The 16,001-nt window shown below is 44.3% G+C and carries 16 protein-coding genes; 12 read left to right on the top strand and 4 right to left on the bottom strand.

The features are described 5' to 3' along the window. Positions 1-2 precede the first annotated feature (2 nt). Positions 3-1,943 carry an alpha-1,4-glucan--maltose-1-phosphate maltosyltransferase gene (locus tag K7R10_RS00400; protein WP_224482696.1) on the bottom strand — a complete coding sequence of 647 codons (1,941 nt, stop codon included), beginning with the start codon at positions 1,941-1,943 and terminating at the stop codon, positions 3-5. Positions 1,944-2,019: 76 nt separating this feature from the next. On the opposite strand from K7R10_RS00400, the gene K7R10_RS00395 reads away from it, so the two are divergent. The 6 genes from K7R10_RS00395 to lpdA all read left to right on the top strand — a co-directional run bounded on the left by K7R10_RS00395 (position 2,020) and on the right by lpdA (position 7,027). Next, positions 2,020-2,883: an alpha/beta fold hydrolase gene (locus K7R10_RS00395; RefSeq protein ID WP_224482695.1), complete on the top strand. Its 864-nt coding sequence runs from the start codon at positions 2,020-2,022 to the stop codon at positions 2,881-2,883. Positions 2,884-3,014: 131 nt separating this feature from the next. Continuing rightward, positions 3,015-3,782 carry a hypothetical protein gene (locus K7R10_RS00390; protein WP_224482694.1) on the top strand — a complete coding sequence of 256 codons (768 nt, stop codon included), beginning with the start codon at positions 3,015-3,017 and terminating at the stop codon, positions 3,780-3,782. A gap of 127 nt (positions 3,783-3,909) precedes the next feature. Beyond that, positions 3,910-4,425, top strand: coding sequence for a hypothetical protein (locus tag K7R10_RS00385; protein WP_224482693.1), 516 nt, complete (start codon positions 3,910-3,912; stop codon positions 4,423-4,425). A 119-nt stretch (positions 4,426-4,544) separates the two neighbouring features. Further along, positions 4,545-5,048: a peptide-methionine (R)-S-oxide reductase MsrB gene (gene msrB, locus K7R10_RS00380; RefSeq protein WP_224482692.1), complete on the top strand. Its 504-nt coding sequence runs from the start codon at positions 4,545-4,547 to the stop codon at positions 5,046-5,048. After that, positions 5,045-5,455 (top strand): peptide-methionine (R)-S-oxide reductase MsrB, encoded by a 411-nt coding sequence (gene msrB / locus K7R10_RS00375; RefSeq protein WP_224482691.1) that lies wholly within the window; start codon positions 5,045-5,047, stop codon positions 5,453-5,455. The genes msrB (K7R10_RS00380) and msrB (K7R10_RS00375) overlap by 4 nt, the downstream gene beginning before the upstream one ends. A gap of 180 nt (positions 5,456-5,635) precedes the next feature. Then, on the top strand, positions 5,636-7,027 hold the full coding sequence (gene lpdA, locus K7R10_RS00370; RefSeq protein ID WP_224482690.1) for a dihydrolipoyl dehydrogenase: 1,392 nt from the start codon (positions 5,636-5,638) through the stop codon (positions 7,025-7,027). Positions 7,028-7,120: 93 nt separating this feature from the next. Here lpdA and K7R10_RS00365 read toward each other — a convergent pair whose 3' ends face one another. Both K7R10_RS00365 and aroQ read right to left on the bottom strand, forming a co-directional pair. Continuing rightward, complete coding sequence (locus tag K7R10_RS00365; RefSeq protein ID WP_224482682.1) at positions 7,121-7,843, bottom strand: Dph6-related ATP pyrophosphatase; 723 nt, start codon at positions 7,841-7,843, stop codon at positions 7,121-7,123. Further along, entirely contained in the window at positions 7,806-8,228 is a 423-nt protein-coding gene (gene aroQ / locus K7R10_RS00360; RefSeq protein ID WP_224482680.1) for a type II 3-dehydroquinate dehydratase, read from the bottom strand. Before aroQ ends, K7R10_RS00365 begins: the two co-directional genes overlap by 38 nt. 94 nt (positions 8,229-8,322) lie before the next feature. Between aroQ and xerD the strand changes: the two genes are divergently transcribed. The 5 genes from xerD (at position 8,323) to K7R10_RS00335 (ending at position 14,100) form a co-directional block, all read left to right on the top strand. After that, entirely contained in the window at positions 8,323-9,225 is a 903-nt protein-coding gene (gene xerD, locus K7R10_RS00355) for a site-specific tyrosine recombinase XerD (protein WP_224482679.1), read from the top strand. Between the two features lie 64 nt (positions 9,226-9,289). After that, positions 9,290-10,237, top strand: coding sequence for an aldo/keto reductase (locus tag K7R10_RS00350; protein WP_224482677.1), 948 nt, complete (start codon positions 9,290-9,292; stop codon positions 10,235-10,237). A 21-nt stretch (positions 10,238-10,258) separates the two neighbouring features. After that, the gene (locus K7R10_RS00345; RefSeq protein ID WP_224482675.1) at positions 10,259-11,959 is read left to right on the top strand and encodes a glycoside hydrolase family 13 protein; all 1,701 of its coding nucleotides are present in this window, start codon (positions 10,259-10,261) and stop codon (positions 11,957-11,959) included. Between the two features lie 144 nt (positions 11,960-12,103). Further along, positions 12,104-13,312: a DUF418 domain-containing protein gene (locus tag K7R10_RS00340; RefSeq protein WP_224482673.1), complete on the top strand. Its 1,209-nt coding sequence runs from the start codon at positions 12,104-12,106 to the stop codon at positions 13,310-13,312. 74 nt (positions 13,313-13,386) lie between these two features. Beyond that, on the top strand, positions 13,387-14,100 hold the full coding sequence (locus K7R10_RS00335) for a lysoplasmalogenase (RefSeq protein ID WP_224482671.1): 714 nt from the start codon (positions 13,387-13,389) through the stop codon (positions 14,098-14,100). On the opposite strand, the gene K7R10_RS00330 is transcribed toward K7R10_RS00335, so the two are convergent. After that, positions 14,089-15,378, bottom strand: a complete 1,290-nt coding sequence (locus tag K7R10_RS00330) for an NAD(P)/FAD-dependent oxidoreductase (protein ID WP_224482670.1) — start codon at positions 15,376-15,378, stop codon at positions 14,089-14,091. The genes K7R10_RS00335 and K7R10_RS00330 overlap by 12 nt on opposite strands. Positions 15,379-15,505: 127 nt before the next feature. Here K7R10_RS00330 and K7R10_RS00325 point away from each other — a divergent pair, with 127 nt between their 5' ends. Beyond that, positions 15,506-16,000 (top strand): RNA polymerase sigma factor, encoded by a 495-nt coding sequence (locus K7R10_RS00325; protein ID WP_224482669.1) that lies wholly within the window; start codon positions 15,506-15,508, stop codon positions 15,998-16,000. Position 16,001 lies beyond the last annotated feature (1 nt).

Raw genomic sequence — 16,001 nt, 5'->3', positions numbered from 1 at the left:
GGTTATTTATTTAGTTCGAATAGATGAAAGGGAAGCGAAGGATGCAGTTCTACGTAACACCAGTGTTTATCCCAGACATACGTACTTCCGGTGATCTGGTCTTTCACCTGCATTTGATGCCCTTCATGTATTCCCAGCATATCGAGCGGTAATTTTACCCAGCCTTGTTTGCTGTAATACGGATCCAGGTTGACCACCATGATGGTTTCGTTCTCTTTCAGGTCATCGAACTTATAATAGGCCATTAGCATATCATCATCTGTCTCGCAGAAATGTATGTTGTTGGTTTGCTGTAACGAGGGGTTGGCACGCCGTGCCCAATTGATCTTTCGCATAACGCTGGTAAGCTTATTCTCCAATTCCCAGTTCCAGTGCCTGATCTGATATTTCTCTGAATCCAGATACTCCTCTTTTCCGGGAATGGCATCTGACACCATTTGTTCGTAAACCGGCCCGTATACCCCGGTATTGGAACTCAGGGTGGCTGCCAGAAAATAACGCTGTAAAAACATGGCCTCATTGGCACCCTGGAGTCCGTAAGGATTGATATCAGGGGTGTTAGGCCAGAAATTAGGTCTGAAAAAATGACGTTGATCAGTTCTGGTAAGTTCGGTGAGGTACTCCTGTAGTTCGAACTTGTTATTACGCCAGGTGAAATAGGTATAGCTCTGAGTGAACCCTTGCTTGGCCAGCTGGTGCATTACCTTTGGCTTGGTAAAAGCTTCAGAGAGAAAGAGCACATCGGGATATTTCTTTTTCACTTCACTGATAAGCCATCCCCAGAAAGGGAAAGGCTTGGTATGAGGATTGTCAACCCTGAATATTCGTATTCCGAACTCTTCTACCCAATACATGGCGATACTCAGTAATTCTTTCCAGAGGTTCTTCCAGTCGGGGGTTTCAAAATAAATAGGAAGTATATCCTGGTATTTCTTCGGAGGGTTCTCTGCATATTGTACGGTTCCGTCGGGTCGCCATTTGAACCATTCGGGATGTTCCTTCACATAGGGATGGTCAGGGGCGCATTGCAGCGCAAAATCCATCGCTATTTCGATCCCGTGTTCCTGAGCCTTACTGATCAATGACTTAAAATCTTTTTCATCGCCCAGTTCGGGATGTAACGATTTATGTCCGCCCTTTTCCGAACCGATACCCCATGGAGAACCCACATCGCCCTCTTCAGCATGGGTACTGTTGTTCTTCCCTTTACGGTTTACCTCTCCTATGGGATGCACGGGAGGGAAATATAACACATCGAATCCCATATCGGCTATTCGGGGAAGCAAGCGTTCGCAATCTTTAAAGGTACCATGTTGTCCCGGCTGCGCGGAAGCAGACCTTGGAAAGAACTCATACCAGGTACTGAAACGAGCCTTCAGACGATCGACATAGACAGTAAGCGGGTCACTGGTATTGGCCAGAAAGCGCTCAGGATATGCCTTCAGCAACCCTTTGAGTTCTTCAGAAACCGCCTCCTTAACCGCCTGCTGATATTGTTGCTCTTCAGAAAATAAGGCGATCAGGGTTTTTACATAGTTTCTAAGATCACCTTTTGTCTTTTTAAGTATGGGTTCAAGGTAGCTCACCCCTTCGAGTAACTCAGACCGCACGTTCTGATTATCATTGATCTTGCGTTCGATACCGTATTGCCAGGTGAGTGCATAATCTATCCATGCTTCGACGAAATAGGTATAGTATCCCTGTTTTTCTACCCGGAAACCGGCCGTCCAGTAATCGTTCTCCACCAGTTTCAGGGGTACTTCAGACCAGCGACGCTCCTTCTCGTGTTTATATTTCACCACCCCGGCCAATATATCGTGACCATCGGCCAGCAGGTCGGCACCAACCTGAATGGTTTCGCCCGGAACTTTCTTTATAAAAAAATTCCCCTTGTTGAGTTGAGGAATTACATTTTCAATAATTACGCGTTTTTGATTTAGCATGTGGGAAGGTTCTTAAGTCTTTTAAAAATATAAAAAAGGAATTAAAATCGGTAACTTGGGCGCCAAAACGTCTTACATGAGCGACAAACCCGAGGTACAGCATCAGCAGAATATTGAGATCCCGGTTTATATCAGTTTTACAGCCAAGGTTCTGAAGTTTATTTCTCCGGTTTTGGCAAGTCGGTTCGCCGCCAGGTTGTTCGGTACTCCTTTTAAACACAAGATGCCGAAGCGCGAGCGGAAGATGGATCAGGAAAGCCATCAATATCGTATGAAATTGCGATCTGCCGATAAGGAGTTCGTGGTATATGAATACGGGAGCAGCGAAGACCGTATCTTATTGGTACACGGTTGGAGCGGTCGCGGAACCCAACTTTCGAAAATAGCCGAACGGCTCATCGAAAAGGGATACAGCACGGTGAGCTTTGATGCACCGGCTCATGGAAAGGCCCCCGGCAGCCAGACACAAATGCTTGAATTCATTGAAACCGTCATTCTTCTCAATGAAAAATATGGCGGATTTAAGGCAGGAATAGGACATTCCCTGGGAGGAATGACCCTTTTAAATGCTTATAATCAGGGACTCAGGGTCGATAAACTGGTGACCATTGGAAGTGGGGATAAGGTATGGGATATCGTGCTGGATTTCAACCTGAAAATAGGCTTAAACCATGACATTGCAGAATTGATGGTCGATCGTTTCAATGAAATATCAGGAGTAAACATCCATGAGCTCTCTGCCAGCATCGCCGCCAGAACGGTAGATATACCCGTTTTGGTAATTCACGATGAAGACGACCGAGATGTTCCCCTGAGTGCCGGATTGAATATAGCCAAACACCTGCCGCAGGCTGAACTTATGACTACCAGTGAACTGGGGCACCGCAAAATTCTGGGCGATTCAAGGGTGATTGACAAAATCATTGACTTTCTTAAATAATAAACCGCCTAAGCCTCTGGTTAACAATTTTTTAACGTATATTAGTCAACTGCTTTCAAATCCCACCCTTTGGGTCTTACTTGCCTTTATTTATGGTTATTAACTAAGTAAGTAACCAAAATTTCAAAAACATGAAATCATTTGCATTTGCGTTGTTCCTTCTGGGATCATTCTGTTTTGCACAGCAGAGCTCCACAGTAGTGGTAGAAAATGTGTACCTGACCCCCAATCCTGAAAAGCTCGCCGCTTTTAAAAAGAATATGGCCGAGCATAACAAGAAATTCCACAATGACAGTTACCAAGCCAGGATTTACAGTGTCATGGCAGGAGAAAATGCGGGTAAGGTCGTATGGAGTATGGGTGCCTTGCCATGGGAAGCGTTCGATAGCCGACCAGCTGCCGGAGACGGACATGACGAGCATTGGGATACGGCTGTTATGCCCAATACCAAGGGAGCCGTTGCAGCCACCTACTGGAAGTTTCACCCCGAACTCTCGCTCATGCCTGAGACCCTGACCCTTGACAAACTCGATATCTCAATTTTCGACATCAAAAGAGGAATGGGGAATTTCGAAAAAGTTCAGGCTTTTCTTAAAAAGGTTCTGGAAATGAACAAAGAGAACTATGGAGACCAGCCATACGGGGTGTACTCGAATCAATTCTCCTCTACCAATGAAGGCCGCGATATCGCATTTGTAGGTTTTATCGATAATTTCGCAGAGCTGGGGAATGATAATCCTGAATGGCCACAGAAATACGATGCCATGCATGGAGAAGGTAGTTTCGACCGCGATCTTGGAGAATTCATGGACCTTACAGAGGGCTCAAGCAGAGAATTATGGGTGCTGATGCCTGAATTAAGCGGTGGAAGCCCGGAGGTGACTTTAAATCAGAATTAGTTGTAAAATATTTAAAATCAACTGTTTAAGTGGGTATTTATCATAGTTTTCATTATTTTTTTAAATGATTCTGAAAATTCTGGCAAAGTAATTGCATAATTATCAGAAATCATTAAAAATGACTCTTATGAAAAAAGTTTTATCACTACTAAGCCTTACAGCCCTTTTGTTTCTATCATGTGAAGGAGACCCCGGACCTCCGGGACCAATCGGACCTGAAGGACCTCCTGGAGATGCTCTCTTGGGTTCCGTATTCGAGTACCAGGTAGATTTTAACGCTGCGAATAATTATGCCGCCATTTTCGAATTTCCTTCTGAAATAGAGGTATTCGAGTCTGATGTGGTATTGGCATACATCCTGAATGACGTCGATAATGGTGTTGATATCTGGGAACCCTTACCGCAAACTCTGTTCTTTGATAATGACGGTATATTGCTGTATGGATTTGATCACACCTTTGCCGATATCCAGTTTTTTATGGATGGAAATATCGATCTGTCTACCCTTGACCCGATATTCACAGACGGCGTTGTATTCAGGGTAGCCATAATCCCGGCAGATCTGCTGCAGGGGGTTGACACTAGTGATATCAATAATATTTTGAACCTGGCACAGGATATCAAAACAATTCAAGTGGACTAATTTTCAAACCTCCATTATCACCAATAAATACCCGAAACGCTGGTTTCGGGTATTTTTTTGAAATTCTTTAACGTGAATTACGACTGAATGCTTGTAACTTTAACTAAAAACTGCATTTTATGAAAAATCTGGCATTCATGCTCTTACTTCTGGTTGTAGTGGGCTGTAATGAAAACTCTAAGGCCCAAAACAAAACCAATTACGTAGCCGATAAAAGCAACGAAAATTATCCTGTTAGTATGAGCGAAGAAGAATGGAAAGAAAAGCTTACCGATTTGGAGTATTACGTACTTCGCGAGGAAGGTACTGAAAGAGCCGGCACCAGTGATCTGTTAAACAAAAAGGAAAAAGGAACCTATGTGTGTGCAGGATGCGGCAATCCGCTTTTCAAAAGTGAACATAAGTTCGATTCGGGTACCGGATGGCCTTCATTCGACAGAACCATAGAAGGTAACGTCGCCTATTCAACAGATAACAAAATCGGAATGACCCGAACCGAAGAACATTGCGCCCGCTGCGGTGGCCACCTGGGTCATGTGTTTAACGACGGGCCTCCTGAAACCACCGGTAAGAGACATTGCATAAATGGAGCCGCCCTTGACTTTATACCCGATCAGAAATGAAAGAATCGAAATACCCTTATGCCTTGAGTGAAGAACAGTGGAAAGAAAAACTCGATCCGGATTCTTATTATGTTCTCAGGAAAAAAGGCACCGAAAGGCCCTTTACCGGCCAATACAACATGCACTTCGAAGATGGTTCCTATTCCTGTAAAGCCTGTGGAACCACACTTTTTACGGCAGATCAAAAATTTGAGAGCGGCTGTGGCTGGCCTTCCTTTGACCAGAGCATCGAAGGCACGGTAGAATATGTTAGGGACAACTCACACGGAATGATAAGAACTGAAATTCTGTGTGCTAATTGCGGCAGTCATCTCGGACATGTTTTTGATGACGGACCTACCGAAACAGGCCGCAGGTATTGTGTGAACTCTCTGAGTCTCGATTTCGAGAAAGGAGAAGACCAATAAGATGCACCTGCTGCGATCTGTGCTTATCAAAAATTCATCTGTCACATTCTGAAGGGAAGACCGTCAGAATACATGAGTCTCACCGCTTATACCCGTACTTGCGGGTATAAAAAAATTTATGCTTTCCAAAGTTATTGCGTAACTTCGTAGCCGCTAAAAAAGAAACTAAAATTCTACGATATGAGTAAATACGATGTTATCGTTCTGGGGAGTGGTCCAGGTGGTTATGTAACAGCGATTCGCGCATCTCAGTTAGGCTTCAAAACAGCCGTAATCGAAAAGGAAAGTCTCGGAGGAGTTTGCCTGAACTGGGGATGTATACCTACAAAGGCACTGCTGAAGTCTGCACAGGTTTTCGAATACCTGAAACATGCCGATGATTACGGACTAACCGTTAAGGAATTTGACAAAGATTTTGATAAGGTCGTAAAACGAAGTCGTGGAGTGGCTGAAGGAATGAGCAAAGGTGTTCAGTTCCTGATGAAAAAGAATAAAATAGACGTACTTGAAGGTTTCGGAAAACTGAAGCCGGGTAAAAAAGTATCTGTTGAAGATAAAAACGGTAAAACCACCGAGTACAGTGCTGATCATATAATTATTGCAACAGGAGCCCGTTCCCGCGAACTGCCGAGTCTGCCACAGGATGGTGAAAAAGTGATCGGTTACAGAAAGGCAATGACCCTGCCCAAGCAACCCAAAAAGATGATCGTGGTGGGAAGCGGTGCCATTGGTATCGAGTTTGCCTATTTCTATAATGCCATGGGAACAGAAGTAACCGTGGTTGAATTTATGCCTAATATCGTGCCTGTTGAAGACGAGGATGTTTCAAAGCAACTGGAACGCACCTTTAAAAAGGCCGGTGTTAAGATCATGACCTCTGCTGAGGTGACCAAGGTGGATACCTCAGGAGACGGGGTAAAAGCCACCGTTAAAACCAAAAAGGGAGAAGAGGTACTCGAGGCCGACGTGGTACTGTCTGCCGTGGGGATTAAAACCAATATAGAGAATATCGGACTCGAAGAGGTTGGTATTACTGTCGAAAAAGACAAGATCGTAGTAAACGATTATTATGAAACCAATATTCCCGGTTATTACGCCATCGGTGATGTTACTCCCGGGCAAGCTCTTGCTCACGTAGCTTCTGCTGAAGGTATACTGTGTGTGGAAAAAATCGCCGGTATGCATGTTGACCCGATCGATTACAACAACATTCCCGGTTGTACCTATTGCATCCCTGAAGTAGCTTCAGTAGGATATACCGAAAAAGCAGCGAAAGAGGCGGGCTATGACATCAAGGTAGGCAAATTCCCCTTCTCTGCCAGCGGAAAGGCCAAAGCTTCAGGAAGCTCTGATGGATTCGTAAAAGTGATCTTCGATGCGAAATATGGCGAATGGCTCGGATGCCACATGATAGGAGCCGGAGTTACCGATATGATCGCAGAGGCCGTGGTAGCCAGAAAACTGGAAACCACCGGTCATGAGGTATTGAAGGCGGTTCACCCCCACCCTACCATGAGTGAGGCGGTGATGGAAGCCGTGGCAGATGCCTATGATGAGGTTATTCACCTGTAAATGATTTCTAAAAATACTTTCATGAAAACCATCCTTCGGGATGGTTTTTTTTCTTCCGATTACGGAGAATTGAACCTACCAAATCATTCCGCATTAGTACACCTCACAGTACCAGAAAGAAGTGTCCCAGGAAGTATTGTCATCACCTGCCAGGTCTCGTTTGAAAACATTCCCTTTATGCACCTGAACCGGTTCAGAGAAAATCGGACCGTCATAGACAAAGGTGTGAAATTCGCCGTTTTCACCGCATGGATCAATACCCTCGGGCAGATCCTTTAAAAATTCATGATCGAGTATTCTCCCGCAAAATTCTGCACCCAGTATCCTGGCATTTACCGCGACCGTGATCGCCTTATATCCAAGGTCTATAAAAGAAGACAACAAGGCCTTTGTATCTCGTTTCCAGAGTGGAAAAACAGCTTCTAACCCTACCCTCTCTAACTGATCTTCTCTGAACCTTCTGAGATCTTCAAGAAAGATGTCTCCGAATACGGCTTGTTCGAATCCTTCACTTTTCAGCGAACGAAACTCCTCCTCCATGATCCTGTTATATGTGGTAAGATCGGCCGCAACCGGGATTTCAATAAACCGAAAGGGCAGGTTGACTGCTTGGAGTTGCCGGGTCACAAGTTCCCTGGGCACTCCATGCATGGATACCCGCTGGGAATGGCCTGCAAGAACTGTAACCAGCTGATCAACCCCGAAACCCTGAGAAACCCTTAGCTCATGTAAGGCCAGCAGGCTGTCTTTTCCCGAACTCCAGTTAAGAAATCTTCTTTTATCCCGCATCTTTGAAAGCCCTGATGGCCAGCTCATAGCTTTGTATTCCGAAGCCCAGGATAACCCCTTTGGCATGGGCACTGATAAATGACTGATGCCTGAATGATTCTCTGCCGAAAGTATTGGAAATATGCACTTCTATAACGGGTGTATCGATTCCCTTAACCGCATCGCCTATACCGATGGAAGTATGTGTATAAGCTCCGGCATTTAAAATGATTCCATCATAACTGAAACCTGTCTCATGCAACTTGTTGATAATCTCCCCCTCGACATTCGACTGGTAATATTCGATTTCCGTGTCGGGATGCGTTTCTCTGAGACGGGCGAGCACCTCATCGAAGCCAAGGCTGCCGTAAATCTCAGGTTCTCTTTTACCCAGCAGGTTCAGATTGGGACCGTTTATAATTATTAATTTCATGAAAATGTTAAAGTGAATTTGTGAGCTTCCTATTCGTGAGAAGAAAATTATGGTAAATGTGAGAAGCTAACAAGCTTTTATATACATTTATCATATGAAATGGTCTGATGCCCTTACAGATTATATGCATTACCTTCGTATCGAGCGCGGACTTGCAGAAAATTCGATCGCAAGCTACCGCAGGGATCTTGAAAAACTTATCACCTTTCTTGAGACCAAAGAAATTCATACCAAACCCGAAAAGATAAGTTCCGAAAATCTGCAGCATTTCATCTATGATGCCTCAGATCACCTGAGTGCAAACTCTCGCGCCAGGGTGTTATCGGGTCTCAGGGGGTTTTTCGGATATCTCATTTTTGAAGGATACCGGGAAGATGATCCGACCAGCTTGCTCGAATCACCTAAAACGGGCCGCAAATTACCACAGGTACTGGCAGAAGAAGAAATCGATAAGATGATCGCGGCTATTGACCTTTCGACACCGGAGGGTGAGCGAAACCGGGCCATGATCGAGACTTTGTACAGTTGCGGACTAAGGGTCTCTGAACTTACGGGGCTCAGATTCTCTGATCTTTTTTTCGAGGAAGGATTCATCAGGGTTAGCGGAAAAGGCAGCAAACAGCGATTTGTGCCCATTACAAGGGTCGCCCAAAAATATATTAACACCTACAGCTATGAGGTCAGGGTACATCTCAACATTGCAAAAGGGCATGAAGATTACGTATTTCTGAATCGCAGAGGCAGACAACTCACCAGGGCCATGATTTTTACCATTGTCAGGAATCTTGCAGAAAAGGCAGGCGTCAAAAAAAAGATCTCTCCCCACACCCTGCGCCATTCATTTGCCACTCACCTTTTGACCGGAGGAGCAGATCTTCGCGCTATTCAGCAGATGATGGGCCATGAGAACATTACCACTACCGAGGTATATGTACATTTGAACCGTTCTGACCTGGCTCGCAGCATTATGAATTTTCACCCCAGAAAAGACGGCTGATTGCCTTTTGCCGATCCTTGAAAAATCATTAACTTCAAGGAAGAACCATAAAATTCAAAAAATCATGAAAACTGTACAATTGAGAAGCAGGAATGAAGTTCCTGCCATAGGACTGGGAACCTGGAAATCTGATCCCGGAAAAGTAGGTGATGCTGTACTTGAGGCGATCAAATGCGGGTACCGCCATATCGATTGTGCTGCCATATACGGAAACGAAGGAGAAATCGGAGAAGCCCTTCAAAAAGCGATGAAAGATAAGCTGGTGAAAAGAGATGAACTGTGGATCACCTCAAAGCTTTGGAACGATTCGCATCAGAAGGGTGATGTATTACCGGCCCTTAAAAAGACTTTAAAGGATCTTCAGCTGGACTACCTGGACCTCTATCTCATACACTGGCCGGTAGCTTTCAAAAAAGATGTCGGATTTCCTGAGAGTCCCGACCAGTTTCTCCCACTTTCTCAGGTGCCGATATCAGAAACGTGGAGCATGATGGAAGAGGCCGTTGAACAGGGGCTCAGCAAAACCATCGGAGTCTCCAACTTCAGTGTTAAAAAACTTAAGTCCCTCCTGGACGAAGCCAATATTCCGCCGGAGATGAATCAGGTGGAACTGCACCCCTTCCTTCAGCAAAATGAATTGCTGGATTTTTGTACCTCCAACCATATAGCAGTAACCGGGTACTCACCTCTGGGATCGACCGATCGGCAGCAGGAAATGAAAAAAGATGATGAACCCAGCCTTTTAGAACACCCTGCAATAACTGAACTGGCAGATAAACACGACTGTACGGCCGGGCAGATTCTGCTGAGCTGGCATGTGAACCGAGGGAATATCGTAATTCCCAAGTCTACCAGTAAAAAGCATATCAAAGAAAATCTGGAGAGTCAGAACATCAACCTCAGCAACGAAGACATGCTGAAAATTTCAGAAATGAATGAAGGCTATCGTTTTGTTGATGGAAAGTTCTTTGAGATGGAAGGGAACTCGTATAAAAACGTATTTGACGAGTAATTATCCTATTTCTTTAAACTTATGCACGACATCAACGACAGAAAATGGTGGAAAGAGGCTGTGGTATACCAAATCTACCCCAGAAGCTTTAAAGACAGCAACGCAGATGGTATCGGCGATCTTAAAGGGATCATCGAAAAACTGGATTACCTCAAAAGCCTGGAAGTAGACGTGATCTGGCTCAATCCGATTTTTAAATCTCCCAACGATGATAACGGTTACGATATCAGTGATTACCGTGCCATTATGGAAGAATTCGGCACTATGGATGATTTTGACGCATTGCTGGAGGGGATACATGAACGCGGGCTAAAAGTAATTTTAGATCTGGTGGTAAATCACAGCAGTGACGAACACGAATGGTTCCGGGAATCCCGTAAATCACGCGATAACCCTTACCGAGATTTCTATCATTGGTGGCCGGCCGAAAAAGGAAAACCCCCTAAACGCTGGAGTTATTTCGATCTTGAAGGCAATGCCTGGCAATACGATGAACAGACAGATGCGTATTACCTGCACTACTTTTCGGTAAAACAACCGGACCTTAAATGGGAGAACCCTGAACTTCGAAGGGCGATCTACGATATGATGCACTTCTGGTTTCAAAAAGGTATCGACGGGTTCCGCATGGATGTGATTCCCTTCATATCAAAAGATCCGGAATATCCTGAGTTGCCTGAAGAATACGAGGGGGATTTCATCGCATATTATGCCAATGGACCAAGGCTGCATGAATATCTGCAGGAAATGAACCGCGAGGTTCTTTCCAAATATGATGTCATGACCGTCGGAGAGGCGCCAGGAGTTAAGATCGAAAATGCTCTGGACTTTGTCGATGAGCATCGTAACGAGCTCAATATGTTCTTCCATTTTGATCTTCTCGCCCTTGACCGGGCGCCCGGCAAGGTATTTCAAATGCGCGAAGACAATTGGAAACTCACAGAATTCAAAGAGATCTTCACCCGATGGGATGAGGTTTTTTCTGAAAAGGGATGGGGTAGTCTCTTTTTGAACAATCATGATTTTCCGCGAAGCGTAAGCCGGTGGGGTAATGATTCTCCGGAACACTGGTACCATTCTGCCACCATGCTGCAGACGTTTCTTTTGAGCATGCGGGGTACCCCCTACTTCTACCAGGGTGAAGAGATCGGTATGACCAATGCCCGGTTCGATTCCATTGAAGATTATCGCGATATCAATACGCTGACTGCCTACCAGATCGCAGCCCATAACTGTGATGATCTGGAGGCCTTTATTGAAAATGAAAAAGAGGCCAGCCGGGACAATGTGCGAACTCCTATGCAATGGAATGCCCAAAAACATGCCGGGTTTACCAGTGGTGAGCCCTGGATCAGGGTCAATCAGAATTATCTCCAAGGAATCAATGTTCAAAGTCAGGAAAAAGACAGTCATTCGGTTCTTAATTATTTCAGGAGTATGGTAAAATTGCGGAAAAACAATCCGGTGCTTACTTACGGCTCCTACCGGCTGCTTGATCCTGATAACGAAGAGATCTATGCCTACACGCGAACCCTGGGCGATGAAAAAATACTGGTATTATTGAGCTTTTTTGAAAAGTCGTCAACAATCGATCTCAGCAAAGAACTTTCATTTACCCGTGGTGATCTGCTAATCAGTAATGATGAAGCGAAAAAACAAATCAAGGCTCCTGTATTCGTATTGTCTCCCTACCAGGCTGTGATCTACAGGCTGTACCGGTAAGCACCATCGGCAGTGTTGCAGACATGGCTAACTTGTTATAAGCAGGTATTAGGAGTCGCGACCAATGCAATTGTTTTTAGAGATAAATAGATACTGTTACCAGGAAACGCATATCTTAGCTACATATCTGATAACCAACCAATAATGCCTGTTATACAAAAAAAGAGGGTAGCCTGCATCGATGCACTTCGTGGTTTCGCTCTGGCGGGGATCGTAATCGTTCATATGCTGGAAAATTACATAGCTGGTCCCGCACCCGACTTTTTCAATCAACAAGTCAACCCTGCCCTCATTGACCAAATCATTGAAGGCTTGTCGGGATTTTTTTTGAGAGGGAAGTTTTTTGCACTGTTCTCCCTGCTATTTGGCTTGAGCTTCTTCATTCAGATGAAGAATGCAGAACGCCGTGATGAGTCTTATGCTGCCCGTTTTGCCTGGAGACTTTTGCTGCTGCTGGGATTCGGACTTATGCATCACCTGTTCTACAGGGGTGATATACTTACGATCTATGCGCTGCTTGGCTTTTTACTGATCCCTGTATTCAGAGCCTCAGACAAAACCCTGATTATTCTGATCGCACTTATTTTTGCCGGCACTTTCCGCTATGCAGTCTATGCCCTCACAGGAGGTGATACTATCTTTGGAATGCCGGTGATCGATCCGGATCAGGAAATGATTTCAGATTATTATAATACCCTCTCCAAAGGAAGCCTTACCGATGTATTCAAGACGAATGCCACCGAAGGACATCTTCTCAAACTGGAATTTCAGTTCAATATATTCTATCGTGGATTTCTTACCTACGGCTTTTTTCTCATCGGGCTTTTGCTTGGACGAAAAGATCTTTTTAATGCTGTTGAAGAGGGGCTGGTACCAAAAAAGAAGTTTTGGTTAATCACCTCCGGCGGCTTACTTCTCTCACTAGTTATGACAGGGGTTATGTTCTCGCTTCTGGGAGAGCAGGCTGATCTCAGATCATGGGTGGCTATGCTGGGACTCACCTTTTATGACTTGGCTAACCTTTTCCTTACACTTATAATTCTTGGATTATTTACCCTGGGATGGAATAAATCGCGAGGGAAACGCTTTCTGGGTTATTTTGCACCCTACGGAAGAATGGCCCTGACCAATTATCTCCTGCAGACCATCATAGGCACCTTTATTCTTTACGGATGGGGTCTAGGTTACATAGGAAGCATACGCAACAGCCTGATGATTCTGATCGCCCTTGCGGTGATATTTCTGCAGATGTGGTGGAGCCGGTGGTGGCTCGAACATTTTTATTACGGTCCTTTTGAATATGTATGGCGTTGTCTTACCTGGTTCAAAATAATGCCGTTTAAAAAAGTATAGCTTTCAGCTATGAGTTTTGTGGTTTGCATTAATGAAAAATATTATTAGTTTAGCCCGCAAGCCAATCATACCATATGAAAATAAATAAATATTTCCCTCTGATCTTTATTCTGATCGTCGCCATTGAGTCTTTTGCTGCTTATCATGAAAACCTGAATGAAATCAGAAGGTTTTCCAAACCCATGGTTGCGGGCTCCCTGCTTATCTATTTTCTGGTAAATCGGAAAACAGTAGGCAATGGCAAAGGTATATTGGTCGTATTGGCTCTTATTTTCTCTCTTGCCGGAGATATGCTTTTATACAATTTAGAAAAGGGATCAGGTTTCTTCATATCAGGGCTTCTCTCCTTTTTGATTGCACATGTGTTTTATACGATCTTCTTTTTCAAAAAGGATCATTTTAAAACAAAGGCATTTTTTCCCATTTTCGGATTACTGATGCTTTATGCCATTATCTTTTACAATTTAATAGCTGATCACACAGGTGAAATGTTGCCTTATATCGTCATTTATATGGGTGTACTGATCTCATTGGTCATTACACTATTTATGCGACAGGGAAATGTATCAAATGATAGTTTTGTGACAGCACTATCAGGAGGAATTCTCTTTATGATCTCTGATTCCATTCTGGCCTTCGACCTCTTCTATATGAGTTTTTCCTGGGGTACTGCAGTCATTATGATCACCTATGCCGGAGCCCAGTATGCCCTGGTAACCGGAGCTATGACAGAAGGCCGTGAAGTCGCTCAAATGAAATTCAACCAGAAATTACGCTCAGATCTTTAGATCACGGTTCTTTCTGTAGGGCCTGATAATCAGGCGGGCTTCCTTATCGAAACGTATGTAGTTATACACCCAATTCACAAAGACTACCAGCCTGTTCCTGAATCCGATCAGGAAAAATAAGTGTACGAACATCCAGAGGAACCAGGCCAGCATTCCATGAAATTTATAGCGATTAAAATCAACCACAGCCTTGTTCCGACCAATGGTGGCCATAGAGCCTTTATCGTTGTATTTAAAGGGCTCCATGGCTTTTCCTGATAACAATCTTTCGAAATTATCTCCAAGGTGACGCCCCTGCTGTATCGCGGGCTGAGCCATCATTGGATGACCCTGAGGAAAATCTTCGGTTTCCATGGAGGCTATATCTCCTACCGCAAAAATATTTTCGAACCCTTTGACCAGATTGTATTCGTTGACTTTGATCCGGTTCATTCGGGTGATAAAATCATCGGCATCCAGTCCCTTTACCGTGGCACCCTTTACTCCTGCCGCCCAGATCACCGTAGCCGATCTGAAAGTGAGTGAAGAGTTCGTTTTCACAATCTCTCCGTCGTATGATGTCACCGGAGTATTGACAAATACGTTGACTCCAAGGTCGGTCAAAAAGGCCTCAGCCTTCCGGGAAGCATGCTCACTCATGGCATCCAGTACCCGGGGTGTCGCCTGTAAAAGGTTGATCTGAACGTTCTTTACCTCAAGGTCAGGATAATCATGTGGCAGGATCCCCTTTTTGATCTCCGCCAAAGCACCGGCCAGCTCAACACCGGTGGGCCCTGCTCCAACGATCACAAAATTCATAAGGGCATCCCGTCTCTGCTTGCTGTCTTCGAGCAAAGCCTGCTCAAAATTTTCAAGAATTAGACTTCTGAGATCAAGAGCCTCAGGAATAGTCTTCATTCCCATGCTATGCTCTTCAGCCTCTTTATTACCGAAATAATTGGTGACAGATCCTGTGGCCAGTACGAGATAATCATATTCAAGATTTCCGATATCGCTGATCACCTGTTGATTTTCGGTATCGATCTCATTCACTTCCGCAAGTCTGAAAAAGAAATTGGAATAGTTCGAAAGTATCTTTCGTATGGGATATGCAATGGAGTCAGGTTCAAGGCCACCTGTTGAGACCTGATAAAGCAATGGCTGAAAGGTATGATAGTTATGTTTGTCTAACATGATCACCTGGGCCTTCTGGCGGGCTAATTTCTTTGCCAGGGAAATTCCGGCAAAGCCACCACCAATAATGATCACTCGGGGTAAACTGGATTTGGGTATATTCATAGAATCGGTTCTGTCTCAAATTTACAACTTCAGAAACCCTTTTAAAAGCCAACATGAAAAAATATCCTCCCAAAGCTGTAACATAAATGATATTTTAGCTACTTATCTGTAAAATCAAAAATCACTGTTGAAAAAAGAGCTGGAACATAGTTTCGTCACAAGTCTTGAGAAAAACCAGAATATAGTACATAAGATTTGCCGGCTCTATACCCATGATCAGGAGTCTCACAATGACCTGTTTCAGGAAATCACCATTCAGCTCTGGAAGGCTTATCCGAATTTCAGGGGAGATTCAAAGTTCAGTACGTGGATGTACCGGGTAGCACTTAATACAGCGATTACGCTGTACCGCAAATCAAAAAGGCAGGTAAAGACACAGGATTTTGATTCGGTCATGTTCAGGATCAAATCTGATCCCTACGATGATACGCAAGACAAACAACTCAACCTCATGTACCGAGCCATCAAAGAACTCAACGATATCGAAAAGGCTTTGGTTTTTCTGTATCTCGAAGATAAAAGTTACAAGGAGGTCGCCGACACCCTGGGTATTACAGAAGTGAATGCAAGGGTGAAGATGAACCGAATAAAAACAAAATTAAAAGCTATAATAAATCCTTAAG

Origin of the sequence: Robertkochia aurantiaca, from assembly GCF_020166495.1 — a bacterium.
In the GTDB taxonomy this organism is placed as follows: domain Bacteria; phylum Bacteroidota; class Bacteroidia; order Flavobacteriales; family Flavobacteriaceae; genus Robertkochia; species Robertkochia aurantiaca.
Note: the sequence above shows the minus strand (reverse complement) of the source record. Positions and strands in the feature narration are given on the sequence as shown.